The 23,168-nt window shown below is 73.9% G+C and carries 24 protein-coding genes and 1 riboswitch; of the genes, 11 read left to right on the top strand and 13 right to left on the bottom strand.

Translation table 11 applies throughout. The features are described from left to right. The first annotated feature begins 530 nt into the window (after positions 1-530). Positions 531-2,021 (top strand): phytoene desaturase family protein, encoded by a 1,491-nt coding sequence (locus tag ACH4C6_RS26790; protein WP_398111151.1) that lies wholly within the window; start codon positions 531-533, stop codon positions 2,019-2,021. Positions 2,022-2,071: 50 nt separating this feature from the next. On the opposite strand, the gene ACH4C6_RS26795 is transcribed toward ACH4C6_RS26790, so the two are convergent. The 6 genes from ACH4C6_RS26795 to ACH4C6_RS26820 all read right to left on the bottom strand — a co-directional run bounded on the left by ACH4C6_RS26795 (position 2,072) and on the right by ACH4C6_RS26820 (position 7,372). After that, a complete protein-coding gene (locus ACH4C6_RS26795) occupies positions 2,072-2,992 on the bottom strand; it encodes a hypothetical protein (protein ID WP_398111152.1) in 921 nt (306 codons plus the stop codon). Between the two features lie 56 nt (positions 2,993-3,048). Next, positions 3,049-3,972 carry a methylenetetrahydrofolate reductase [NAD(P)H] gene (gene metF / locus ACH4C6_RS26800; protein ID WP_398111153.1) on the bottom strand — a complete coding sequence of 308 codons (924 nt, stop codon included), beginning with the start codon at positions 3,970-3,972 and terminating at the stop codon, positions 3,049-3,051. Positions 3,973-4,114: 142 nt separating this feature from the next. After that, on the bottom strand, positions 4,115-4,774 hold the full coding sequence (gene thiE, locus ACH4C6_RS26805; RefSeq protein WP_398111154.1) for a thiamine phosphate synthase: 660 nt from the start codon (positions 4,772-4,774) through the stop codon (positions 4,115-4,117). Positions 4,775-5,248: 474 nt separating this feature from the next. Next, the gene (locus ACH4C6_RS26810) at positions 5,249-5,614 is read right to left on the bottom strand and encodes an Rv2175c family DNA-binding protein (RefSeq protein ID WP_369196198.1); all 366 of its coding nucleotides are present in this window, start codon (positions 5,612-5,614) and stop codon (positions 5,249-5,251) included. Between the two features lie 133 nt (positions 5,615-5,747). Continuing rightward, positions 5,748-6,989 carry an NAD(P)/FAD-dependent oxidoreductase gene (locus ACH4C6_RS26815; protein ID WP_398111155.1) on the bottom strand — a complete coding sequence of 414 codons (1,242 nt, stop codon included), beginning with the start codon at positions 6,987-6,989 and terminating at the stop codon, positions 5,748-5,750. Between the two features lie 32 nt (positions 6,990-7,021). Beyond that, positions 7,022-7,372 carry a hypothetical protein gene (locus tag ACH4C6_RS26820; RefSeq protein WP_398111156.1) on the bottom strand — a complete coding sequence of 117 codons (351 nt, stop codon included), beginning with the start codon at positions 7,370-7,372 and terminating at the stop codon, positions 7,022-7,024. A gap of 52 nt (positions 7,373-7,424) precedes the next feature. Then, positions 7,425-7,536: riboswitch (TPP riboswitch) on the top strand. Here ACH4C6_RS26820 and thiO point away from each other — a divergent pair. From thiO to ACH4C6_RS26845, 5 genes are all read left to right on the top strand, one after another. Then, positions 7,534-8,706 (top strand): glycine oxidase ThiO, encoded by a 1,173-nt coding sequence (gene thiO, locus ACH4C6_RS26825; RefSeq protein ID WP_398111158.1) that lies wholly within the window; start codon positions 7,534-7,536, stop codon positions 8,704-8,706. (Overlaps the previous riboswitch by 3 nt.) Continuing rightward, positions 8,703-8,903, top strand: coding sequence for a sulfur carrier protein ThiS (gene thiS / locus ACH4C6_RS26830; RefSeq protein ID WP_398111159.1), 201 nt, complete (start codon positions 8,703-8,705; stop codon positions 8,901-8,903). The genes thiO and thiS overlap by 4 nt, the downstream gene beginning before the upstream one ends. A 2-nt stretch (positions 8,904-8,905) precedes the next feature. Continuing rightward, on the top strand, positions 8,906-9,703 hold the full coding sequence (locus tag ACH4C6_RS26835; RefSeq protein ID WP_398111160.1) for a thiazole synthase: 798 nt from the start codon (positions 8,906-8,908) through the stop codon (positions 9,701-9,703). Between the two features lie 102 nt (positions 9,704-9,805). Further along, the gene (pknB, locus tag ACH4C6_RS26840) at positions 9,806-11,740 is read left to right on the top strand and encodes a Stk1 family PASTA domain-containing Ser/Thr kinase (protein ID WP_398111161.1); all 1,935 of its coding nucleotides are present in this window, start codon (positions 9,806-9,808) and stop codon (positions 11,738-11,740) included. A 59-nt stretch (positions 11,741-11,799) separates the two neighbouring features. Then, positions 11,800-12,678 (top strand): deoxyribonuclease IV, encoded by an 879-nt coding sequence (locus ACH4C6_RS26845; protein ID WP_398111162.1) that lies wholly within the window; start codon positions 11,800-11,802, stop codon positions 12,676-12,678. A gap of 60 nt (positions 12,679-12,738) precedes the next feature. On the opposite strand, the gene ACH4C6_RS26850 is transcribed toward ACH4C6_RS26845, so the two are convergent. Beyond that, positions 12,739-13,389 carry a sulfite oxidase-like oxidoreductase gene (locus ACH4C6_RS26850; RefSeq protein ID WP_398111163.1) on the bottom strand — a complete coding sequence of 217 codons (651 nt, stop codon included), beginning with the start codon at positions 13,387-13,389 and terminating at the stop codon, positions 12,739-12,741. A gap of 173 nt (positions 13,390-13,562) precedes the next feature. Here ACH4C6_RS26850 and bfr point away from each other — a divergent pair, with 173 nt between their 5' ends. Next, positions 13,563-14,039: a bacterioferritin gene (gene bfr, locus ACH4C6_RS26855; RefSeq protein ID WP_398111164.1), complete on the top strand. Its 477-nt coding sequence runs from the start codon at positions 13,563-13,565 to the stop codon at positions 14,037-14,039. Between the two features lie 9 nt (positions 14,040-14,048). On the opposite strand, the gene ACH4C6_RS26860 is transcribed toward bfr, so the two are convergent. Continuing rightward, a complete protein-coding gene (locus ACH4C6_RS26860; protein WP_398111165.1) occupies positions 14,049-14,282 on the bottom strand; it encodes a bacterioferritin-associated ferredoxin in 234 nt (77 codons plus the stop codon). Positions 14,283-14,427: 145 nt separating this feature from the next. Beyond that, positions 14,428-15,780: a class II 3-deoxy-7-phosphoheptulonate synthase gene (locus ACH4C6_RS26865; RefSeq protein WP_398111166.1), complete on the bottom strand. Its 1,353-nt coding sequence runs from the start codon at positions 15,778-15,780 to the stop codon at positions 14,428-14,430. A 96-nt stretch (positions 15,781-15,876) separates the two neighbouring features. On the opposite strand from ACH4C6_RS26865, the gene ACH4C6_RS26870 reads away from it, so the two are divergent. Both ACH4C6_RS26870 and ACH4C6_RS26875 read left to right on the top strand, forming a co-directional pair. Then, entirely contained in the window at positions 15,877-15,933 is a 57-nt protein-coding gene (locus ACH4C6_RS26870) for a trp operon leader peptide (RefSeq protein WP_078602827.1), read from the top strand. A gap of 104 nt (positions 15,934-16,037) precedes the next feature. Beyond that, complete coding sequence (locus tag ACH4C6_RS26875; RefSeq protein ID WP_398111167.1) at positions 16,038-17,957, top strand: anthranilate synthase family protein; 1,920 nt, start codon at positions 16,038-16,040, stop codon at positions 17,955-17,957. An 89-nt stretch (positions 17,958-18,046) separates the two neighbouring features. On the opposite strand, the gene ACH4C6_RS26880 is transcribed toward ACH4C6_RS26875, so the two are convergent. From ACH4C6_RS26880 to ACH4C6_RS26890, 3 genes are read right to left on the bottom strand one after another with little or no spacing between them, the layout of a single operon-like run. Then, entirely contained in the window at positions 18,047-18,736 is a 690-nt protein-coding gene (locus ACH4C6_RS26880; RefSeq protein WP_398111168.1) for a response regulator, read from the bottom strand. Next, a complete protein-coding gene (gene macS, locus ACH4C6_RS26885) occupies positions 18,733-19,956 on the bottom strand; it encodes a MacS family sensor histidine kinase (protein ID WP_398111169.1) in 1,224 nt (407 codons plus the stop codon). The genes ACH4C6_RS26880 and macS overlap by 4 nt, the downstream gene beginning before the upstream one ends. A 27-nt stretch (positions 19,957-19,983) precedes the next feature. After that, complete coding sequence (locus tag ACH4C6_RS26890) at positions 19,984-20,760, bottom strand: lysophospholipid acyltransferase family protein (protein WP_369196174.1); 777 nt, start codon at positions 20,758-20,760, stop codon at positions 19,984-19,986. 201 nt (positions 20,761-20,961) lie between these two features. Here ACH4C6_RS26890 and ACH4C6_RS26895 point away from each other — a divergent pair, with 201 nt between their 5' ends. Together ACH4C6_RS26895 and ACH4C6_RS26900 are read left to right on the top strand one after the other, a co-directional pair. Continuing rightward, a complete protein-coding gene (locus ACH4C6_RS26895) occupies positions 20,962-21,759 on the top strand; it encodes an alpha/beta hydrolase (protein ID WP_398111171.1) in 798 nt (265 codons plus the stop codon). Continuing rightward, positions 21,752-22,366 (top strand): hypothetical protein, encoded by a 615-nt coding sequence (locus ACH4C6_RS26900; protein ID WP_398111172.1) that lies wholly within the window; start codon positions 21,752-21,754, stop codon positions 22,364-22,366. The genes ACH4C6_RS26895 and ACH4C6_RS26900 overlap by 8 nt, the downstream gene beginning before the upstream one ends. On the opposite strand, the gene ACH4C6_RS26905 is transcribed toward ACH4C6_RS26900, so the two are convergent. Beyond that, the gene (locus tag ACH4C6_RS26905; protein WP_398111173.1) at positions 22,363-23,109 is read right to left on the bottom strand and encodes an endonuclease/exonuclease/phosphatase family protein; all 747 of its coding nucleotides are present in this window, start codon (positions 23,107-23,109) and stop codon (positions 22,363-22,365) included. The genes ACH4C6_RS26900 and ACH4C6_RS26905 overlap by 4 nt on opposite strands. Between the last annotated feature and the right edge of the window lie 59 nt (positions 23,110-23,168).

Below are 23,168 nucleotides of genomic sequence, written 5' to 3' on the forward strand. Positions count from 1 at the left end.
GCCCGCCCCCGCCCCCCGACCCCCCGCCCCCGCCGCCCGGCCCCGGCGCCGCCCCCCCCGCGGGCGGGGGCCGGCAGCGGCCGCGCCCCCGGGGGGCGGGCCGGCCCGGGCGCCTTCCGTGCTCCCCCGTACTCCCCCGTACTCCCCCGTGTGTCCCCCGCAGGACCCCCCGTTGCGGTCGCCCCCGGTGCTCCCGGGTGATCCGGACTGCCCGGATCCTCCGGTCGTGCTCCCCCGTGCCTCGCTCCCGCCGGCTCCGCCGGCGGAAGGAGCGGATCGCGGGCCGGCTCCGTTCCGGCGCCCCGTGTCGCCGGTGCCGGAGCCGTGCCCCTCTCCGTGCCTCCACTCTCCCGTCCCGGCAGGTGGCCTCCCATCCGCGCCCGTACTCAACTCCCCGCCTGAGTACGGGTACTCACCCCTGCGCACCTGCCCCCGGAACCCTCCTGGCCGGGTGGGCACGATCGCGTCCGCTCCCGTACGCGCAGGTGGCCGGCAGAAGTCCCCGGAGCTGGGCGGATAAAGTCCCTGGCATGGCACGGATTGCGGTGATCGGCGCCGGGATGGGCGCGATGGCGGCCGCCGCCCGGCTGGCCGTCGCGGGCCACCGGGTGGCGGTGTACGAGCGGACGGACACCTACGGCGGAGCGCTGCGCCGCTTCACACGCGGCGGGTTCTCCTTCGACACGGGCCCCGGTCTGCTGCCGCTGCCCGCCGTCCACCGGGACCTGTTCGTCAAGACCGGCAAGGAGCCGCTGGAGGCGTGCGTCGACCTGGTCCAGGTCGACCCGTCGTCACGGCACGTGTTCGCGGACGGCACCGAGGTGTCCCTGCCGAACGCCTCCCGCGCCGGTGTGGTCGCCGCCCTGGACGAAGGTCTCGGCGCGGGCGCCGGGCAGCGCTGGGGCGACTTCCTGGTCCGGGCGCGCGAGGCCTGGGACCGGACCCGGCGGCCGCTCCTGGAGGAGCCGCTGTGGCCCGACTGGCAGGTGCTGGCCGAGCGCGAGCCCTACCCGGCGGTGCCGCACAAGCGCCTGCTGCGCACCCGCAGGGCCGGCACCCTCGCCGAGGTCGGTGCCTGGGAACTGCGCGACCCCCGGCTGGCCGCACTGCTGGAGAGCCACGCCCTCACGTACGGTCTGGACCCGCGGACCGCGCCCGCGAGCGCGGCCGTCCTGCCGTACATGGAGCACGCGTTCGGCACCTGGTACGTGCGCGGCGGGATGCGGGAGCTGGCGCGGGCGGTGCACGAGCGGTGCCTGGCCCGCAGGGTCGCGTTCCACTTCGGTGCCGAGGTCACCGGTGTGCTGGAGAAGGACGGCCGGGTCGCGGGGATCGAACTGGCCGACGGGACGGCCGTGGAAGCCGATCACGTGGTGGCCGGGGTCTCCCCCGGCACGCTGGACCGGCTGGCGGCGGGCCGGGCGGTGCGCGGCGCGAGCGGGGTGCGCCCGCAGCCGGCGGCGGCCGCGCGGCTGACGCTCCTGCTCGCCCTGCGCGGCGGCCGCCCCGAGGGCACGGCTCACCGCACGGTGGTGCACGCCCCGGACCGCGAGGCCGAGTTGGACGCCCTGTTCGGCCGGGCCGAGCCGGCCGGGCAGCCGACGGTGACGGTTCTGCGGCCGGGCGACGAGCGGGCGGCCCCGGAGGGCCACGAGGCGGTCACCGTCACCGCGACCGTCCCCGCGCGGCCCGACCGCTCCTGGGACGACCTGGCCGCACGGATGCTGGCCGCGGCCGGACGGGCCGTGCCCGGGCTGCGCGAGCGGCTGCTCTGGCAGGAACTGCGCACCCCGGCCGACATCGTGGACGCGACGGGCGCCGAGGGCGGTGCGGTGCCGGTCCCGGCGCTGGCGGCGGCCGGCGGGCGGCTGCTGCACCCGTCCAACACCACCGGCCTGCCGGGCCTGTTCGCCGTCGGCGGCTGGGCGCACCCCGGCGGCGGGCTGCCGCACGCGGGCATGTCGGGTGCGCTGGTGGCCGGTCTGATCGTGGAGGGACCGGGGTTCCGCGGCTCGCAGTGACCTGCCGCCGGGGGCTACGGAAGCGGTACTGCTCTCGGACTCTGGGACTCTCAGAAACGGTACTGCTCGTCGAAGCCGTTCCCCTGCGGCTGCTGCCCGCCTCCCTGGTAGGGATAGGGCTGCTCCGGCGGGAGTTCCTGGCCGTACTCGTCGGTGCTGCGCTGCTGCGGCACCCACACCCCGCCGGGCGGCGTCTCCCCGGTGTAGCTGCCCGAGTACGCGTCCTGCCCGTAGCCCTGCTGGCCGTAGTACTGCTGGTCGCCGTAGCCGGTGTCGTAGGAGGCACCGGCGTAGTTCGACGAGCCGATGTACGGGTCGGAGTAGGCGGCGTACTGCTGCTGGCCGGTGCTGTCGTAGCCCTGCTGCTGGCCGTAGCCCGAGTAGTCGTAGGAGTAGGACTGGTCGGCGCCCTGGGCCGCGTACTGGTCCTGGGGCGGGCCCGGGTAGCCGGTGTCGCCGTAGACGCCGTAGGTGCCGGTGTCGTCGGGCATGGGCTGCGGCTCGTAGACGGCGGTGTGCGCGTCGTCGGCCGCGCGGCCCTGGCGCACCGGGGTGAACACGTCGTCGTGGTCGTCGTCCTGGCCGTAGGCGTCGGTGTCCCGGCTGCGCCCGGCGTCTTCGTCGCCGTAGCCGCCCTCGGCCTCCAGGCCGGAGACCTCCAGGGTCGGCTCCTGGCGTCCGCGCTCACCGCGGCGGCGCTTGCTGCCGCCGAGCACCGGCGCGTTGACCGCCCAGCCGGCCGCGAAGCCGCTGCGGAACGACAGGGTGACGTAGGTCTGCCCGACCGCGAACGCGGCCGCGCCGAGTCCGATCACCACGACCGACGGGATCAGGACACCGACCACGACGCCGAGGAACCCGACGAAGGCCAGCAGCCGCCAGCGCAGCCGCGCCTTGTACTGCAGGAGCACCTCGCCCAGCAGCCACAGCGCGACGATGCCGAACGCGATGTAGAGGACCGCCCAGCCCATGTACGCCCCTCTCCCAGTGGCCGTTACGCAGTGTGTCGTATATCGGTGCGAACGGTCTAGGCCTGCGATGGGTGGTGCAGGCCCAGGTTCTCGTAGATTTCCAGGGTCGCCGTGGAGTTGTTGAGCGTGATGAAGTGCAGCCCGGGCACGCCTTCGGCGAGCAGCCGCGCACAGAACTCCGTGGCGAATTCGATCCCAATGGAGCGTACAGCGGCCGGATCGTCTTGTGCTGTGAGGATCCGCTCTTTCAGGGCGTCCGGGAACGCGGCGTTGGTCAGGGAGCCGATGCGCTCCAGCGTCCGCACACTGGCGATCGGCATGACCTCGGGGATGATCGGGGTCTCGCAGCCGGCGGCCGCGACCCGGTCGCGCAGCCGGAGGTAGTCCTCCGGCTGGAAGAACATCTGCGTGATGGCGTAGTCGGCGCCCGCGCGGCACTTGTCGACGAAGTGGCGGACGTCGGTCTCCCAGTCCGCGGAGCGCGGGTGCATCGCCGGGAAGGCGGCCACGCCCACGCAGAAGTCACCGGAGGCTTTGATCAGTTCGACGAGTTCGGAGGCGTAGGCCAGTCCTCGCGGGTGCGGCACCCAGTCGCCCATGGGGTCACCGGGCGGGTCGCCGCGCAGGGCGAGCATGTTGCGGATCCCGGCGTCCGCGTACTGGCCGATGATGTTGCGCAGGTCGGCCACCGAGTGGTCGACCGCGGTGAGGTGGGCGATCGGCGTGAGGGTGGTGTCGGAGGCGATCGCCTCGGTCGCCTTGACCGTCCCGGCGCGGGTCGAGCCGCCCGCGCCGTAGGTCACGGAGACGAAGTCGGGTGCCACGGCCTCGACCCGGCGCAGCGCGTTCCACAGGTTCCGCTCGCCCTTCGGGGTCTTGGGCGCGTAGAACTCGAACGAGTACGTCGTCTTGCCGGTCGCGAGCATGTCGCGCACGGTGCGGGCGTGGTCCGACCTGATGGATGCGGTGCCGAGGGCCATACCGGCAGGTTAGCCAGGGGCGGGCGGTCCCCCAACCGGGCACGGGATTTTGCACCTTTTGTCCACTTGTTGTCCATCCTTCTGTCCACTCCTTGGACAGAAGGACGGCTCAGGCGAAGGACGCTTCGGACGGAAGGCCGGTTCACCGCTCGCGCAGGCGCTCGGCGAACTCGGCCGCCGCGGCACCCGGGTCACCGGCCTCGGTGATCGCCCGTACGACGACGACCCGCCGGGCGCCCGCGTCCAGGACCTGGTCGAGGTTGCCGAGGTCGATGCCGCCGATGGCGAACCAGGGGCGGTCGGTGCCGAGGCCGGCCGTGTACCGGACCAGGTCCAGGCCGGGGGCGTGCCGGCCGGGCTTGGTGGGGGTCGGCCAGCAGGGGCCGGTGCAGAAGTAGTCCACGCCCTCCTGCCGGGCGGCCGCGGCGGCCTCGGACTCGGCGTGGGTGGAGCGGCCGATCAGCACGTCGTCGCCGAGGACGGCCCGGGCCGCGGGGACCGGGAGGTCGCCCTGGCCGAGGTGCAGGACGTCGGCGCCGGCGGCGTGGGCGACGTCCGCCCGGTCGTTGACCGCGAGCAGCTTGCCGTGCCGGGCGCAGGCCTCGGCGAACACCTCCAGGTGCGCCAGCTCCTCGCCCGCCTCCATGCCCTTGTCGCGCAGCTGCACGATGTCGACGCCCCCGGCGAGGACGGCGTCCAGGAACGCGGGAAGGTCGCCCTGGCGCTTGCGGGCGTCGGTGCAGAGGTAGAGCCGGGCGTCGGCGAGCCGGGCCCGGGCGGTGGTGGCGGCGGTGCCGGTCATACGAGTCCCCCTCGGTTGTCGGTGGCGCGGACCCCACCCGCCTGCCCGCGCGGAGCATGCGGGCGCCGGGGTCCGGTGGTCGGCGCGGACCGCCCCCGCCCGTACGCCGTGGGTGGGCGCGGGCGCGGCGCCCGGCCGGTGGTGCGGGCGGACACGCGCGCCTGCCCGGTGCGCGAGGGCGGGAGGCCTGTGCAGGCCGGTGCGGTCCCGTCCCAGGGGGCGGCCCCGCCCGCCGGGGTCCCGGCCGGGCGTGCGCGTCCCGTGCGGGACCGACCCGGGCACCTTACGCGCAGCCGGCCCGGGTCCGCCCGCCCCGGCCCGTGCGGGGACAGGGTCCGGATCCTCAGAGGGGCCCGTGCGCGGGCACGGCGCGGTCCCGGGCCGTGACCCCGAGGATCACGGCCCCGCACCGGGCGGCTGTCCGGATCCGGCCCCGCTCGCGCGGGGCCGGACGGCCGGCCCGTCGGATCGGGGTCAGACCGCGAGCGCCTGCGCGCGGCGCTTCACCTCCGTGCCGCGGTTCTCGCTGAGCGCCTGCGCCGGGGTGCCGGGCAGGCTGGGGTCGGGGGTGAAGAGCCACTCCAGCATCTCTTCGTCCGTGAAGCCGTCGTCCCGCAGGAGCGTCAGGGTCCCGGTGAGGCCCTTGACGACCTTGTCCCCGTCGATGAAGGCGGCGGGGACGTGCAGCGCGCGGTTCTCACCGCGGCGTACGGCGATGAGCTGGCCCTCCTTGACCAGCTGCCGCACACGCGTCACCTCGACGCCGAACTGCTCGGCGATGTCGGGGAGGGTGAGCCAGGCGGGGACGAGAGCATCGATCTTTGCGTCAATCTCGGTCACGGTGACAAGCCTGCCATCCGCCACCGACAGTCGGAAACCGGCCCGGTCCACCCGGGCGCCCCGGCCCCGTCCACCCGGGCGCTCCGACCCCGCCCACGCAGGCGCCCCGGCCCGCTCCGCCCGGGCCCGGCCCTCAGGCCGTGGCCGCCTTCATCGGCCGGGCCGGGTCCGCCAGCAGCACCCGGTTCATCGGCGTGCCCGACTCGATCAGGCGGCGGCCCTGGGCCAGGTCCCGGGGGCGGCCCACCGCCAGCAGCGCGACCAGCCGCTCGTCCCGCAGCCAGCACGCCGTCCAGGCCGGGCCGGAGGGGTCGCCCCGCCACAGCAGCGCGTCGGCGGCCGCGTGGTGCCCGGCGTACTGCACGAACCGGCCGAACTGCTCGGACCAGAAGTAGGGCACCGGGTCGTACACCGCGGGCGGCTCGCCCGAGGCCCCGCCGACGATGTTCGCGGCGACCGTGCGCGGCCCCTGCAGGGCGTTGTCCCAGTGGTGCACCAGCAGGCGCTCGCCGTAGCGGCCCGAGGGGAAGGAGGCGCAGTCGCCGACGGCGTACACGTCGGGCACGCGGGTGCGCAGGTGCGCGTCGGCGACGATCTCGCCGTGCGCGCCGAGCTCGACGCCGGACCCGGCCAGCCAGGCCGTGGCGGGGCGGGCGCCGATCCCGACGACGACCGCCTCCGCGGGCAGCCGTGAGCCGTCGTCCAGGACCACCGCGCCGGGCTCGACCCGCGCCACGCGCGCGTGGGTGCGCAGGACGGCGCCCGCGTCGGCGTACCAGCGGGCCATCGGCGCGGCGACCTCGGCGGGCAGGGCGTCGGCGAGGGGACGGCCGGCGGCCTCCACGACGGTCACCGAGCAGCCCGCCTCGCGCGCGGCCGTGGCGAACTCCGCGCCGATCCAGCCCGCGCCCACGACCACGATCTCGTGCCGGGCGGCCAGCACCGGCCGCAGCCGCTCGGCGTCGTCCAGGGTGCGCAGCAGGTGCACGCCGGGCACGCCCTGCGCGCCGGGCAGCCGGACCGGCTCGGCGCCGGTCGCGACCACCAGGACGTCGTACGGCACGGGCCCGGCCTCGGTGTCCAGCTCGTGATCGCCGGGGCGCAGGCCCAGCACCTCGCAGCCGAGGCGCAGTTCGATGCCCAGGGCCTCGAAGTCCACGTCGAAGGCGGAGCCCTCGGCCTTGCCGAGCAGGACGGCCTTGGACAACGGCGGGCGGTCGTAGGGCTGGTGGGGCTCGGCACCGATGAGGCTCACGGTGCCGGTGAAGCCCTGTTCGCGCAGGGCGACCGCGGTCTGCACCCCGGCCATGCCCGCGCCCGCCACGACCACGCGCCGCGGCGCGGACGGGCCTGGTTCCTGCGTCTGCTCGCTCACCTGATCACCATAGACACCTGACGTTCCGTCAGTCAGTGCTCCTGCGCCGTGAGCTGCTCCACAACGCTGGTGCCGCTGCCCGGCCCGGACTCCCACTCCCAGGTCTCCTCCAGCCGCACCCGGCCGTCGGGCAGCTCCACGACCGTCGAGACGCAGTGCCCCGAGGCGGTGGTGCCGTCCCGCCTGAGCTGGACGTAGCGGAAGTCGAGCCTGTCACCTTCCCGGATACCCACGAGATGCCCGCGTACGACGTCCCCGCCCGCGTAGTCGGCCCAGATCTCGCCGTCCCGCTCGTGGTAGCGGAACCGGGTGCGGGTCCCCACCTGACCGGGTGCCTGGTCGGCGACCGGGGCGAGGACGAGACCGTCGAGGGATCGGGCCATGGGGGAAGGCTCCCTTACTGCGGTGTGCGGGGTCGGGCTAGGGTGGCCAACGTAGAGCACTCGCGGGAGCCCGGGCGCACCGGGCTGAGAGGGAGGCTGGCGGCCTCCGACCGTACGAACCTGATCCGGGTCATGCCGGCGAAGGGAGGGGCTGGACGCCCATGTCGCGCACGTCCACCACATCAGACGTCCTCGTCGTCGGGGGCGGGATCATCGGCCTGGTCACGGCCTGGCGGGCCGCGCAGCGCGGGTTCGCCACGGCCGTGGTGGATCCCGAGCCCGGCGGCGGGGCCGCCCAGGTCGCCGCCGGGATGCTGGCCGCCGTCACGGAACTGCACTACGGCGAGCAGACCCTGCTGGGGCTGAACCTCGCCTCGGCCCGCCGCTACCCGGAGTTCGCGGCCGAGCTGACCGAGCTGACCGGGCACGACCTCGGCTACCGCCGCAGCGGCACCCTGGCCGTGGCCCTCGACGCCGACGACCGCGCGCACCTGCGGGAGCTGCACGCCCTCCAGCAGCAGTCGGGGCTGGACTCGCAGTGGCTGTCGGGGCGGGAGTGCCGCCGGCTGGAGCCGATGCTCGCGCCGGGGGTGCGCGGCGGGCTGCGGGTCGACGGCGACCACCAGATCGACCCCCGGCGCCTCGCCGCGGCCCTGGTCACCGCCTGTGAGCGGGCCGGGGTGGTCCTGCACCGGGCGTGGGCCGAGCGGCTCACCGTGGCGCGGGACCGGGCCGCGGGTGTGGTCACCGACGACGGGACCGTGCTGGGCGCGGGGCAGGTGGTGCTGGCCGCGGGCAGTCTCAGCGGCCGGCTCGCGGGCGTCCCGGACGAGGTGCTGCCCCCGGTGCGGCCCGTGAAGGGCCAGGTGGTGCGGCTGACCATGCCGGCGCGGCACGGGCCGTTCCTGAGCCGCACCGTGCGCGCGGTCGTGCGCGGCAGCCACGTCTACCTGGTGCCACGCGAGAGCGGCGAGCTGGTGATCGGGGCGACCAGCGAGGAGCTGGGCTGGGACACCACCGTCACCGCGGGCGGCGTCTACGAGCTGCTGCGCGACGCCCACGAGCTGGTGCCGGGCATCACCGAACTGCCGCTCACCGAGACCCGCGCCGGGCTGCGCCCCGGATCCCCGGACAACGCCCCGCTGTTCGGCCCGACGGCCCTGGACGGGCTGCTGCTGGCCACCGGGCACCACCGCAACGGCGTGCTGCTCACACCGGTGACCGGCGACGTGCTGGCGCACGCCCTGGCCACGGGCGAACTGCCCGCCGAGGCCCGCCCCTTCACCCCGGAGCGCTTCCGCGCCGTCACCGCACTCCAGGAGCAGCCCGCGTGAACATCTCCGTCAACGGCGAGCCCCGCCGCGTCCGGCCCGGCACGGCCCTCGACACGGTCGTGGCGTCCCTCACGACCTCGTCCTCGGGAGTGGCCGCCGCCCTCAACGAAACCGTCGTCCCGCGCGCGCAGTGGCCCGCCACGCCCCTGTCCGAGGGGGACCGCGTGGAAGTCCTCACCGCCGTCCAAGGAGGCTGACCATGGCCGACGATCCGTTCGTCCTCGCAGGCACGTCCTTCACCTCCCGCCTGATCATGGGGACCGGCGGGGCGCCCAGCCTGGACGTGCTGGAGCGCTCCCTGGTCGCCTCCGGCACGGAGCTGACGACCGTGGCGATGCGCCGGGTGGACGCCTCCGTGCACGGCTCGGTGCTGTCCGTCCTCGACCGGCTCGGCATCCGGGTGCTGCCCAACACGGCGGGCTGCTTCACCGCGGGCGAGGCCGTCCTCACCGCCCGCCTCGCCCGCGAGGCCCTGGGCACGGACCTGATCAAGCTGGAGGTCATCGCCGACGAGCGCACCCTGCTGCCGGACCCGATCGAGCTGCTGGACGCGGCCGAGACACTGGTCGACGACGGCTTCACGGTGCTGCCGTACACCAACGACGACCCGGTGCTCGCGCGGAAGCTGGAGGACGTGGGCTGCGCGGCGATCATGCCGCTCGGCTCGCCGATCGGGTCGGGGCTGGGCATCCGCAACCCGCACAACTTCGAGCTGATCGTGGAGCACGCGCGCGTGCCGGTGATCCTCGACGCGGGCGCCGGGACGGCCTCGGACGCGGCCCTGGCGATGGAGCTGGGGTGCGCGGGCGTGATGCTGGCCTCGGCGGTGACGCGGGCGCAGGAGCCGGTGCTGATGGCCGACGCGATGCGGCACGCCGTGGAGGCGGGCCGGCTGGCCCATCGGGCGGGCCGGATCCCGCGGCGGCACTTCGCCCGGGCGTCCTCGCCGACCGAGGGCGTGGCGGCGCTGGACCCGGAGCGTCCGGCGTTCCGGTAGGCACGTCCGTCCTTGCGGGGCACGTCACAGGTCCGCTGCAGTCCCGCCCCGAGGACGGCCGGGGGGCGGGGGCTGTCGGTCACGGCTCGTACACTCGCCTGCGTGGACACGACCCTTCAGGACCCCTTGGTCGGGCAGGTGCTCGACGGCCGGTACCGCATCGACGCGCGGATCGCGGTCGGCGGGATGGCCACGGTCTACCGGGCCGTGGACACCCGCCTCGACCGGGTCCTCGCGCTCAAGGTGATGCACCCCTCGCTCGCGGTCGACGGCTCGTTCGTCGAGCGGTTCATCCGCGAGGCGAAGTCGGTGGCCCGGCTGGCCCACCCGAACGTGGTGCAGGTCTTCGACCAGGGCACCGACGGCGCGTACGTCTACCTCGCGATGGAGTACGTGGCCGGCTGCACCCTGCGGGACGTGCTGCGCGAGCGCGGGGCGCTGCAGCCGCGTGCCGCCCTGGACATCCTGGAGCCGGTGCTGGCCGCCCTCGGGGCCGCCCACCGGGCCGGGTTCGTGCACCGCGACATGAAGCCGGAGAACGTGCTGATCGGGGACGACGGCCGGGTGAAGGTCGCCGACTTCGGCCTGGTCAGGGCCGTCGACACGGTGACCAACACCACCGGCACGGTCCTCGGCACGGTGTCGTACCTCGCTCCCGAGCAGATAGAGAACGGCACCGCCGACCCCCGCGTCGACGTCTACGCGTGCGGCGTGATGCTCTACGAGATGCTCACCGGTGACAAGCCGCACGACGGGGACTCCCCCGCCGTGATCCTCTACAAGCACCTGCACGAGGACGTCCCGCCGCCCTCGGCCGCCGTGCCGGGCCTGGCGTACGAGCTGGACGAGCTGGTCGCCTCGGCGACGGCCCGCTCCGCGGAGGTCCGCCCGTACGACGCGGTGGCCCTGCTCGCGCAGGTCCGCGACGGACGCGCCCGGCTCACCGGCGACCAGCTGGACGCGGTGCCGCCGCAGGCGCTGGCGTCGGAGCACGACAACGCCGACGACCGCACGAGCGTGATCCCGCGTGCGCTGACGACACCGCGCCCGGGCTCCTCCGGCCGGGACGGCGCGACGCCCGACGCGGAGCTGAACCGCACCAGCCGTCTGGCGTCCCCGCCGCCGCCCCCGCCGTCTCGGCGCCGGGCGGTGCCGCGCGGCCCGCTGGCGGTCGTCGTGGCCCTCCTGCTCGTGCTGGGCGTGGGCACGGGCGTCTGGTACATCAACTCCGGCCAGTTCACCGAGGTCCCGCCGCTGCTGGCGAAGACCCAGGACCAGGCCGAGGACCGGTTGCGGGACGCGGGGCTGGAGCTGGGCAAGGTCGAGCACGCCCACAGCGACACGGTCGAGCGGGGCCGGATCATCAGCAGCGACCCCCGGACCGGGACGCGCATCCGGGGGAACGACGCGGTGGGCATCACCGTCTCCGACGGCCCCGCGACCGTGCGGGTGCCCGCCCTGGCCGGCCGGAAGCTGGCCGAGGCGCGGTCCTCGCTGAAGGACGACGGGCTGGAGCCCGGCATGGTGACGCGGGCGTTCAGCGAGGACGTGCCGCGTGGCGCGGTCGTCTCCGCGGAGCCGGCGGACGGCACCAAGGTGCGCGCGGGCACGGCGGTGGCGCTCGTCGTCAGCAAGGGCAGCCCCGTCGACGTCCCGGACGTCACCGGCGAGGACCTGGCCGACGCCGAGGCGGACCTGGAGGAGGCCGGCCTCAAGGTGAAGGTCGCCGAGAAGCAGGTCACCTCCGCCGAGTTCGACAAGGGCGAGGTCGCCGGGCAGAGCCCGAAGGCCGGCGGCCGGGCGGCCGAGGGCGACACGGTGACGCTGACGGTGTCCAAGGGGCCCGAGATGGTCGAGGTCCCGGACGTGGTGGGCGACAGCGTCGACGACGCCACCCGCGAGCTGGAGGAGGCGGGCTTCCAGGTCGACGAGGACCGCGGGCTGCTCGGCCTGTTCGGCGACACCGTCGAGGGCCAGTCCGTCGAGGGCGGCGAGCGCGCGCCCAAGGGCTCGACGATCACGATCAAGATCAGGTGACGGCCGCGGGCGCGGGGCCCGCGGCCGGGACGGGGCCGCGGGCATGACACCCTGAACGGGTGATTCCTCAGCTGTCCGGCCCGTCCCGCAACCCCGTGGGCGGCCATGTCCCCGTGGCCGGCGGTCTCCACCGCGTCGGCCTGTCGTACGCCCGTGAACTGGCGGCGGAGGCCGTGCAGGTCTTCGTCGCCAACCCCCGCGGCTGGGCCACCCCGGCCGGGAACCCCCAGCAGGACGAGGCGTTCCGCGCGGCCTGCGAGGCCGGCGGGATCCCGGCGTACGTGCACGCTCCCTATCTGATCAACTTCGGCTCGCACACCGAGGCGACCGTCGAGCGGTCCGTGGAGTCGCTGCGGCACTCGCTGCGGCGCGGGCGGGCGATCGGCGCGCGGGGCGTGGTGGTCCACACGGGCAGCGCCACCGGTGGCCGGGAGCGGCCGGTGGCACTGCGGCAGGTCCGGGAGCACCTGCTGCCGCTGCTGGACGAACTGACCCACGAGGACGACCCGTTCCTGCTGCTGGAGTCGACCGCCGGCCAGGGTGCCTCGCTGTGCTCGCGGACCTGGGACTTCGGCCCGTACTTCGCGGCGCTGGACGCCCACCCGAAGCTGGGCGTGTGCCTGGACACCTGCCATGTGTTCGCCGCGGGGCACGACCTGACCGGCCCGGACGGGATGCACCGGACGCTGGACCTGCTGGTGGACACGGTCGGCGAGGGCCGGCTGAAGCTCATCCACGCCAACGACTCCAAAGACGTCGCGGGCGCGCACAAGGACCGGCACGAGAACATCGGTGTCGGCCACATCGGCGAGGACCCGTTCCGCGCGCTGATGACCCATCCGGCGACCGAGGGCGTGCCGCTGGTCATCGAGACGCCGGGCGGCAAGCAGGGGCACGCGGCGGACGTGGAGCGGCTGAAGAAGCTGCGCGACGGCTGACGCGGCCGCGCGACGGCTGCCGCGGCCGCGCGACGGCCCAAGGATGGGCGGCCGGCCGTCTCAGAGCCCGGGGCCGTCCCCCGGTTCCTCCTGGTAGGAGTAGCGCTGCTCGCGCCAGGGGTCGCCGATGTTGTGGTAGCCGCGCTCCTCCCAGAAGCCGCGCCGGTCGGCGGTCATGTACTCCACGCCGCGCACCCACTTGGGGCCCTTCCAGGCGTAGAGGTGGGGCACGATCAGCCGGACCGGGAAGCCGTGCTCGGCGGTGAGCAGCTCGCCGTCCCTGTGGGTGGCGAACACGCTCTGCTCGGAGGCGAAGTCGGCCAGCCGCAGGTTGGAGCTGAACCCGTACTCGGCCCACACCATCACGTGCGTGACGTCGTCGGCGGGCGGTGCGAGGTCGAGGATCGTGCGGGCGGGGATGCCGCCCCACTCGGCGCCCAGCATGCTGAACTTGGTGACGCAGTGCAGGTCGGCCACCACGGTGGTGTGGGGCAGGGCCGTGAACTCCTCGTGCGTCCAGCAGTGCTTGCCGCCGGCGGCGGTGGCGCCGAAGACCCGGAACTCCCAGCGCTCGGGCCGGAACTTGGGGACGGGGCCGTAGTGCGTGACCGGCCAGCCGCGCTGTACGCGCTGTCCCGGGGGCAGCGCCGGCTGCGCCGCTCCTGCCGAATCGCGCCCTTCTCCCGATTCGTGTCCCAGCGGCTGACCCATGACTCCATCCTGACAGACCCGCGGTGATGCCCCTGACCGGGGCCACTCCATACGCGGACGAAATGGACTAAGCATGCCCTAACTTACTAAGTGAACACTTACTGGACGATCTTCGCCCTCAGTGGAATCATGCGGCGCACGTGCCAGTCCCACGCGTGGAAGGAGCCTCTGCGATGCAGGGCGACCCCGAGGTCCTCGAATTTCTCAACGAGCAGCTGACCGGCGAGCTGACGGCGATCAACCAGTACTGGCTGCACTACCGGATCCAGGACAACAAGGGCTGGACCAAGCTCGCCAAGTACACGCGTGAAGAGTCCATCGACGAGATGAAGCACGCGGACAGGATCACCGAGCGGATCCTGATGCTGGACGGCCTGCCCAACTACCAGCGGCTGTTCCACGTACGGGTCGGCCAGACGGTCACCGAGATGTTCCAGGCGGACCGGCAGGTCGAGGTCGAGGCGATCGACCGCCTCAAGCGCGGCATCGAGGTGATGCGCACCAAGGGCGACATCACGTCCGCGAACATCTTCGAGGACATCCTCGCCGACGAGGAGCACCACATCGACTACCTGGACACCCAGCTGGAACTCATCGAGAAGCTGGGTGAGGCGCTGTACCTCGCGCAGCAGATCGAGCAGCCGAGCTGAGCCCTGCCGTCAGGCGGCGTCTTCCAGTTCCGACAGGACCGGCTCACCGCGGTCGGCCAGGTCGCGGCGCGGGCAGGTGCCCCGGCCGAGGATCGCCTGGATCCGGCGGACGCACGACCCGCAGTCCGTGCCCGCCTTGCAGGCGGAGGCTATCTGGCGGGGCGTGCAGGCGCCGCCGTCCGCGTGCTGCTTGACCTGCTGCTCGGTGATGCCGAAGCAACTGCAGACGTACACGCGGTCCACCTCCCGACGGGATCTGAGTGCCGTCCCCGTGATCGGTGAGGCAAACCTAACCTTACCCGCCGCCCCGGGAGCACGAAAGCAGTGAGGGGCGCGGATCGTGTGATCCGCGCCCCAGTGCTTGCCCCGGTGACGGGCAGGCGGACCGCTACTGGTCCCGGTACATCTCCGCCACGAGGAACGCCAGGTCCAGCGACTGGCTGCGGTTGAGCCGCGGGTCGCACGCCGTCTCGTAGCGCTGGTGCAGGTCGTCGACGAAGATCTCGTCGCCGCCGCCCACGCACTCGGTCACGTCGTCGCCGGTGAGCTCCACGTGGATGCCGCCCGGGTGGGTGCCGAGCGCCTTGTGGACCTCGAAGAAGCCCTTCACCTCGTCGAGCACGTCGTCGAAGCGGCGGGTCTTGTGCCCGGAGGCCGCCTCGAAGGTGTTGCCGTGCATCGGGTCGGTCACCCAGGCGACGGTGGCACCGGAGGCGGTGACCTTCTCGACCAGCTCGGGGAGCTTGTCGCGGACCTTGTCGGCGCCCATGCGCACGATGAAGGTCAGCCGGCCCGGCTCCCGCTCCGGGTCGAGGCGCTCGATGTACTGCAGCGCGTCCTCGGCCGTCGTGGTCGGACCCAGCTTGATCCCGATGGGGTTGCGGATCTTCGAGGCGAACTCGATGTGCGCGTGGTCCAGCTGCCGGGTGCGCTCACCGATCCACACCATGTGGCCGGAGACGTCGTACAGCTGCCCCGTGCGCGAGTCGACCCGGGTCAGGGCCGACTCGTAGTCGAGCAGCAGCGCCTCGTGCGAGGCGTAGAACTCGACCGTCTTGAACTCCTCCGGGTCCGCCCCGCAGGCGTGCATGAAGTTGAGCGCCTGGTCGATCTCGCGGGCCAGCTGCTCGTAGCGCTGCCCCGACGGGGACGACCTCACGAAGTCCTGGTTCCAGGCGTGCACCTGGCGCAGGTCGGCGTAGCCGCCGGTGGTGAAGGCGCGCACCAGGTTCAGCGTGGAGGCGGAGGCGTGGTACATCCGCTTCAGCCGCTCGGGGTCCGGGACGCGGGCCTCTTCGGTGAAGTCGAAGCCGTTGACGGAGTCACCGCGGTAGGTCGGCAGGGTCACGCCGTCGCGGGTCTCGGTCGGCTTGGAGCGCGGCTTGGAGTACTGGCCGGCGATGCGGCCGACCTTCACCACGGGCACGGACGCCGCGTACGTGAGCACCGCGCCCATCTGCAGCAGCGTCTTGAGCTTGTTGCGGATGTGGTCCGCGGACACCGCGTCGAAGGCCTCGGCGCAGTCGCCGCCCTGGAGGAGGAACGCCTCTCCCTTGGCGACGGACGCCATCCGGGCGCGCAGCTGGTCGCACTCGCCCGCGAAGACGAGCGGCGGATACGACTCGAGGTCCGCGATCACTGCGCGCAGAGCCTCGGTGTCGGGGTACTCGGGCTGCTGCGCCGCGGGCAGGTCTCGCCAGGTGTTGCCAGCAGTCGCGCTGGTCTTAGCGTTCACGGTCACGCACTCAACCCTACGGGGTCGGCACGGGCCTCCCGACCGGTGACCAGCAAATGAGACACGGGGTACACCCCTCGGACGTGGGGTAGGGTGCGGGGCATGTTCGCGCACTCGATCCAGACCTGGTGGTGGACCGCTCATCCGGCGGCCCGCTGACTGCGCGTATCCCAGACTTCGCGAAGGCCGCCCGAGGGGCGGCCTTCGGTGTTCCCGGGGTCCGTTCCTCTCCCTCTGACGTTCCCCGAGAAGGAGCACGGACCATGAACCTGCTCGGCTTGCCGGACGACCCCCGTCCGTTCGCCCTGCTGCGCCGCCGCACCCCGGGCCACGACCACGACCTGGTCGAGGTGCTGATCGGCCCCGTCACCGCCCATGAGCGACTGGCCGACCTGCCCGCCGAGAGCCTCGCGCTCGTGCCGTTCCGGCAGATCCGCGAGCGCGGCTTCGACGTCCGCGACGACGGCACACCCCTGCTGGCCCTCACGCCCGAGGAGACGTACACCGTCCCGCTGGCCGAGGCGCTGGAGCAGCTCCCCGCGCACGACGTCCGGGTCCGCGACGGGGGCTTCGACGTCGACGACGACGCGTACGCGCGGATCGTCGGACGGGTGCTGGAGGAGGAGATCGGCCGCGGCGAGGGCGCCAACTTCGTCATCCGGCGGACCTACGAGGGCGAGATCCCCGGGTTCGGCAGGGCGGACGCCCTCGCGCTGTTCCGGCGGCTGCTGGAGGGCGAGCGGGGCGCCTACTGGACGTTCGTCGTGCACACCGGAGAGCGGAAGGGGCCCGAAAGGCCTTCCGCGGAGGGGCGGCGGTGGGAGACGGGTGGGCGCACCCTGGTCGGGGCCAGTCCCGAGGTGCACGTGCGGATGTCCGGCGGCACGGTCGTCATGAACCCGATCAGCGGCACCTACCGCTATCCCGCCGGCGGCCCGACCCCGGAGCACCTGCTGGACTTCCTCGCCGACGGCAAGGAGATCGAGGAGCTGTCGATGGTCGTCGACGAGGAGCTCAAGATGATGTGCACCGTCGGCGACCGGGGCGGGGTGGTGGTCGGACCCCGGCTGAAGGAGATGGCACATCTCGCCCACACGGAGTACGAGCTGCGCGGCAGGTCGACGCTGGACGTGCGGGAGGTGCTGCGGGAGACCATGTTCGCGGCGACCGTCACCGGCTCGCCGGTGCAGAACGCCTGCCGGGTGATCGAGCGGCACGAGAGCGGCGGGCGCGGGTACTACGCCGGGGCGCTGGCCCTGATCGGCCGGGACGCGGGCGGGGCCCAGACCCTGGACTCCCCCATCCTCATCCGCACCGCCGACATCGACGCGGACGGGCGGCTGCGGGTGCCGGTCGGCGCCACCCTCGTGCGCGGCTCGGACCCGGCGGGCGAGGTCGCGGAGACCCACGCCAAGGCGGCGGGCGTGCTGGCGGCGCTGGGCGTACGTCCCTCGCGGCCGCGGGCGGAGCACTCCGGCGCCCGCCTGGCCGACGACCCGCGCGTGCGGGCCGCACTGGACGGACGGCGGGCGTCCCTGGCGCCCTTCTGGCTGCGCATGCAGGAGCCCGCGCAGGAGCCGGCCGGGCACGCCCTGGTCGTCGACGGCGAGGACACCTTCACGGCGATGCTCGCGCACGTGCTGCGCTCGGGCGGACTGCGGGTGAGCGTGCGGCGGTACGACGAGCCCGGGCTGCGGGAGGCGGTGCGGGGACACGAGGGGCCGGTGGTGCTGGGCCCTGGACCGGGGGATCCGTCCGACCCGGCGGATAGGAAGATGCGGTCGCTGCGCGCCCTGACCGCCGAGGTGGTCCGCGCCGGGCGGCACGGCGTGCTCGGTGTCTGCCTCGGGCACGAACTGATCGCCGCCGAGCTGGGGCTGCAGATCGTCCGCAAGGACGTGCCGTACCAGGGGGCGCAGACGGAGATCGAGCTGTTCGGACGGCACGAGACGGTCGGCTTCTACAACAGCTTCACCGCGCGCTGCGACGACGGGGCGGCGGCCGGGCTCGCGGCCCGCGGGGTGGAGGTGTGCCGCGCCGCGAACGGGGAGGTGCACGCCCTGCGCGGGCCGGGCTTCGCCGGTGTGCAGTTCCACCCCGAGTCGGTGCTGACGCTGAACGGGGCGCGGATCGTCCGGGAGCTGATCGGGCAGCTGCGGGACACCGGCGCGCCCTCGCGGTGACGCCCCCCGGTACGGCGCGGACCGGGTGACGCAGACGCGGACCGGGTGACGGACCGGCCGGGCCCGCGGGGTCCCGGCCGGTGGGGGCGTCACTCGTCGTCGAGGCCGCGTTCGATCGCGTACCGGACCAGCTCCACGCGGTTGTGCAGCTGGAGCTTGCCCAGGGTGTTCTGGACGTGGTTCTGCACCGTGCGGTGGGAGATGACCAGGCGCTCGGCGATCTGCTTGTAGCTCAGACCCTTGGCGACCAGGCGCAGCACCTCGGTCTCGCGCTCGGTGAGCCGGGGCGCCTTCGGCTCGTCGGTGTCGGGCGCGGGCGCGGGCTCCGAGGCCAGGCGGCGGTACTCGCCGAGGACCAGACCGGCCAGGCCCGGGGTGAAGACGGGGTCGCCGGCCGCGGTGCGGCGGACCGCGTCCTGGAGTTCCTCGGTGGAGGCCGACTTCAGCAGATAGCCGGTCGCGCCGGACTTCACCGCCTCCAGCACGTCGGCGTGCTCGCCGCTCGCGGACAGCACCAGCACGCGCAGGGCCGGGTCGGCGGCCACGACCTCCTTGCAGACCTGGACGCCGGGCTTGCCGGGCAGGTTCAGGTCCAGGACGAGGACCTGGGGCGCGGCGGCCCGGGCGCGGCGCACGGCCTGGTCGCCGTCGCCCGCGGTGGCGACCACGTCGAAGCCCGACTCGGCCAGGTCGCGGGCGACGGCGTCGCGCCACATGGGGTGGTCGTCGACCACCATCACCTTGATCGGGTCCCGTCCGTCCCCGGTGCTCGACGTCATCGCCGCTCCGCCTTCCCCCGCGTGTCCGCCACGCTCTTCGGTACCTTCAACTCGACTTCCGTGCCCTGCCCCGGCACCGAGATCAGCTCGGCGCTGCCGCCGAGGTCGCGCAGCCGGCCGCGGATCGACTGGGCGACGCCGAGCCGCCCCTCGCCCTCGGCCTGGGCGAGCCGCCCCTCCGGGATGCCGGGCCCGTCGTCCCGGACGGTGACGATCACCTCGTCGGGTTCGTCCTCGACCAGGATCCAGGCGCGGGCGTCCTCCCCCGCGTGCCGCCGGACGTTGTCCAGCGCGGCTCCGACCGCCGCGGCGACCTCCCGGGCGGCGGCGGGCGCGAGGAGCACCGGGGCGCCGGGCTCGGCGAGGCTCACGGTGGCCCTGGCGTACGGCGCGAGCAGGGCGCGCAGGTCGGCGGGCCCGTCGTCGGGCTCCTCCTCGACGGCCCGGACGAGCGCGCCCTCGGCGGCGTCCTCCGAGACGCGGGAGACCGGCACCAGCCCGCCGGAGACGAGGGTGCGCAGCGCGACCTCCTGCTCGCCGGCCATGCGGCCCAGCTCGGCCGCCTCGCCGCCGATCACCGCGCCCCGGCGCTGCACCATCGCCAGCACCTGCAGCACGCTGTCGTGGATGTCCCGGGCGAGGCGCTCCCGCTCGCGGGTGGCGGCCTCGATCTCCAGGGCGCGGGCGAGGGTGCGCTCGGAGGCGCGGGCCACCTCGACGACGTAGCCGATGGCGACGGACGCGATGATGACCAGCACGACGTTGTGGACGGTGTCGCGGGCCGGGCTGCCGCGCTCGGCCAGGTTGGCCACGGCCACCAGGGAGGAGGCCAGGGCCGCCCAGCGCCAGCCGCCCTTGAGGGCGAAGGCCAGGACGGCGCCCGCCGTCCAAATCGACGGCAGGGTCGGGCCGCCCGCCTGGACCCTCTCGTGCGCGTCGGCGACGGGCGTGAGCAGGATGCCGGTGAGGGCGACGGTCAGGTCGGCGGCCAGGAACCCCCGGGTGCAGCGGGCCGCGTTCGCGACCCGGGTCAGCGTGGCCAGGGTCCACCCGGCCAGCACCACGTAGTAGCCGACGGCGATCCAGGGGCGCGGGAACTCGTCGTGGGCGGTGGCGAACAGGCCGATGGCGTACAGCATCGTGAGCACCCGGTAGGCGGTCAGCGCCCGCCACAGCGGCTGCTCGACCGACATCCTCATGACACGCTCGCGCCTGGCCATCTCCCCCACCCCCGGCCCGGGCCCCGGCTAGGGCTCGGTGCGCTGCTCCGACTGCTTTTCCTTCTCGGCCTGTTCCTTCTCGGCCTTGGCGAGCGCGGCCCGGGCGGCCTTCCCGGCCTCCTTCTCCGCCTTCGCCGCCTCGGCGAGCTGCCGCTTCATGGCCGTGGCGTACATGTCGACGTACTCCTGGCCGGACAGCTTCATGATCTCGTACATGACCTCGTCGGTCACCGCGCGCAGCACGAACCGGTCGTGCTCCATGCCCTGGTAGCGGCTGAAGTCCAGGGGCTTGCCGATGCGGATGCCGGGCCGCATCAGCTTGGGCATCACCTGGCCGGGCGGCTGGATCTTCTCCGTGTCGATCATGGCGACGGGGACGACGGGCGCGCCGGTCGCGAGGGCCACGCGCGCGAGGCCGCCGGGCTTGCCCCGGTACAGCCGGCCGTCGGGCGAGCGCGTGCCCTCGGGGTAGATCCCGAACAGCTCACCGCGCTCCAGCACCTCGATGCCGCTCCTGATGGCGGCCTCGCCCGCGCCGCGCGCACCGGAGCGGTCCACGGGCAGCTGGCCGACGCCCTTGAAGAAGGCGGCCGTCAGCCGGCCCTTGACCCCGGGCGTGGTGAAGTACTCGGCCTTCGCGATGAAGGTGACCTTGCGGTCCAGCACCGCGGGCAGGAAGAACGAGTCCGAGAAGGACAGGTGGTTGCTCGCCAGGATCGCGGGGCCCTCGGCGGGAATGTGCTCCAGACCTTCCACCCAGGGCCTGAAGGCGACCTTCAGCGGTCCCCCAACAGCGACCTTCATCGCGCCGTACAACAACCGAGTGCCTCCTGTAGGTATCGGTCAGACCTTAACCCGGAGTGCCGTCAAAGGCGCCGACGGCCCTGGTCGGTGTCAGTGCGGTCGCGTACGGTGAAGGTCCCGCGAACGCCGTGCGACCCCTTCCATGACGTTCCGTGACATCAGTGATCGTGTCCGTCCCTTCTCACGACCTGGAGGCCGAAGGTGCCGGTCCTCGCCGGAGCCGAGCCGTTCCACCACGAGGGCGGGGAGGTCGCCGTCCTCCTCTGCCACGGCTTCACCGGATCACCGCAGTCGCTGCGCCCCTGGGCGGAGCACCTCGCCGAGCACGGCATGACCGTCTCCCTGCCGCTGCTGCCCGGGCACGGCACGCGCTGGGAGGACCTGCGGATCACCGGCTGGCAGGACTGGTACGCCGAGGTGGACCGCGCCCTGCGCCTGCTGTGCGAGCGCCGCGAGAAGGTCTTCGTCGCCGGTCTGTCGATGGGCGGCGCCCTGGCCCTGCGGCTGGCCGCCAAGTACGGCGACGCCGTGAGCGGTGTGATGGTCGTCAACCCGGCGAACAAGGTGCACGGGCTGGCCGCGCACGCGCTGCCGGTGGTCCGCCACCTCGTCCCGGCGACGAAGGGCATCGCGAGCGACATCGCCAAGCCGGACGGCAGGGAGCTCGGCTACGACCGGGTGCCGCTGCACGCGGCGCACTCCCTGCGGCAGTTCTTCCGGATCGTCGACGGCGAGCTTCCCCAGGTCACCCAGCCGGTGCTGCTGCTGCACAGCCCGCAGGACCACGTGGTGCCGCCCGCCGACTCGGCCCGCATCCTCGGCCGCATCTCGTCGACGGACGTGCGGGAGGTCCTGCTGGAACAGAGCTACCACGTCGCCACGTTGGACCATGACGCGGACCGGATCCACGAGGAGAGCCTCGCGTTCATCGGCCGGCTCGCGTCCGGCCCCGTCCAGGAGTCCGGTCTCGGCAAGGAAGGGACGACCGCAGGTGGCTGAGAACGACTCCGACCGCGAGGGCCGGGAGCCGGACGAGAAGGGTGTCCCCTTCGACGAGGACGCCGCGTGGGCCGCGATCGTCGCCGGGTACGGCGAGGAGCCGCCGGACCCGCCCGGCGCGAAACCCTTCAAGCCGGTGGAGGACCTGGCGCTGCTGGAGGCCGGCACCAACGACGACCGGGTGGAGACGGCCGGGGCCGCCGGTGAGGCGGTGAAGCCCGCCGAGCCGGAGGAGAGCGACCGGCCCGCCGAGAAGCCGGTCAAGCCGCTCGGCGGCTCGGTCTCCTTCGCGCCCGGCGTCGGCCCGCGCGACTACAGCGTGCCCGAGCCCGCCGAGGAGGACTTCGACGAGGACGACGAGGGCCACTTCGTGCCGCCGGAGCCGCCTCCCCTGCCGACCGCCGACCCCACGGCGAAGTTCGCCTGGCTCGGCGTGCTGGGCGGCCCGGTGCTGCTGCTGCTCGCCGTGCTGCTCGGCTGGGAGATGACCTGGTGGCTGGCCACCCTGGGGATCGGCGGCTTCCTCGGCGGCTTCGCGACGCTGGTGGCCCGCATGCGCACGGACGACGAGGACGACGACGACCCCGGGCGCGGGGCGGTCGTCTAGCCGGCGGGCACCCTGAGGGCGGCCAGGACCGGGAGGTGGTCCGTGGCCGCCCTCAGGTCTGCGTCCGTCACCCCGGACAGCGCCGACGGCACGCCGCAGCCGAGCACCTCGATGCCGCCGGTCGCGAAGATCGCATCGATGCGCTGGTAGGGGTCGTGGGGGGTCCAGGTGTGCTCACCGCCCCAGGGCGCGGCCGCCCGGCAGTCGGTCAGCCGCCCGGCCAGGCGGCGGAAGGCCGGGCCCTCGGGCCGTTCGTTGAGGTCGCCACCGGCGATCGCGTGCTCCACGCCCATCCCGGCGAGCCGGTCCAGCAGCATGCCGGACTGCGCGTAGCGCTCGTCCTTCTGCAGGGACAGGTGGCAGCTGAGCACGCCCAGGCGGGTGCCGGCGATCCGGACGACGGCGGTGGCGAAGCCGCGGCGGTGCAGTCCGGGAGTGGGGGGCAGCAGGACGTCCTCGGTGCGTTCGACGCCCACCCGCAGCGAGCCGAGGATCGCCGGTCCGGTGGTGGTGGCGCCGCCGGTGACCATCACCAGGTCGCAGGCGCGGGCCAGCCGGGCGAGCTTCTTGCGCCAGCGGACGAAGCGGGGGGCTTCCTGGAGGAGGACGAGATCGGGCTCGCACGCCCGGATGACGCGGACGAGGGCGTCCGTGTCGTCGCGCAGGGAGCGGATGTTGTAGCTGAGGACCCTGATGACCGCGGAACCGTCGGGTTCCGTACGGGAGTTGGGGAGCAGCGGCATGTGATCAATTTACGCCTCATGGCGCGGGGCGCGGGGTACGTGCGCGCGTGCCGGTTGTT

This window comes from Streptomyces sp. NPDC017943, from assembly GCF_044328425.1.
Lineage (GTDB): Bacteria > Actinomycetota > Actinomycetes > Streptomycetales > Streptomycetaceae > Streptomyces > Streptomyces djakartensis_A.

Excerpts from the sequence above, each read along its gene's own strand:
- ACH4C6_RS26790 (WP_398111151.1), top strand. The coding sequence starts at position 531 with ATGGCACGGATTGCGGTGATCGGCGCCGGGATGGGCGCGATGGCGGCC.
- ACH4C6_RS26875 (WP_398111167.1), top strand. The coding sequence starts at position 16,038 with ATGAACCTGCTCGGCTTGCCGGACGACCCCCGTCCGTTCGCCCTGCTG.
- ACH4C6_RS26835 (WP_398111160.1), top strand. The coding sequence starts at position 8,906 with ATGGCCGACGATCCGTTCGTCCTCGCAGGCACGTCCTTCACCTCCCGC.
- ACH4C6_RS26880 (WP_398111168.1), bottom strand. The coding sequence starts at position 18,736 with ATGACGTCGAGCACCGGGGACGGACGGGACCCGATCAAGGTGATGGTG.
- ACH4C6_RS26795 (WP_398111152.1), bottom strand. The coding sequence starts at position 2,992 with ATGGGCTGGGCGGTCCTCTACATCGCGTTCGGCATCGTCGCGCTGTGG.
- bfr (WP_398111164.1), top strand. The coding sequence starts at position 13,563 with ATGCAGGGCGACCCCGAGGTCCTCGAATTTCTCAACGAGCAGCTGACC.
- ACH4C6_RS26890 (WP_369196174.1), bottom strand. The coding sequence starts at position 20,760 with ATGAAGGTCGCTGTTGGGGGACCGCTGAAGGTCGCCTTCAGGCCCTGG.
- ACH4C6_RS26905 (WP_398111173.1), bottom strand. The coding sequence starts at position 23,109 with ATGCCGCTGCTCCCCAACTCCCGTACGGAACCCGACGGTTCCGCGGTC.
- macS (WP_398111169.1), bottom strand. The coding sequence starts at position 19,956 with ATGGCCAGGCGCGAGCGTGTCATGAGGATGTCGGTCGAGCAGCCGCTG.
- metF (WP_398111153.1), bottom strand. The coding sequence starts at position 3,972 with ATGGCCCTCGGCACCGCATCCATCAGGTCGGACCACGCCCGCACCGTG.
- ACH4C6_RS26820 (WP_398111156.1), bottom strand. The coding sequence starts at position 7,372 with ATGGCCCGATCCCTCGACGGTCTCGTCCTCGCCCCGGTCGCCGACCAG.
- thiO (WP_398111158.1), top strand. The coding sequence starts at position 7,534 with ATGTCGCGCACGTCCACCACATCAGACGTCCTCGTCGTCGGGGGCGGG.
- ACH4C6_RS26850 (WP_398111163.1), bottom strand. The coding sequence starts at position 13,389 with ATGGGTCAGCCGCTGGGACACGAATCGGGAGAAGGGCGCGATTCGGCA.
- thiE (WP_398111154.1), bottom strand. The coding sequence starts at position 4,774 with ATGACCGGCACCGCCGCCACCACCGCCCGGGCCCGGCTCGCCGACGCC.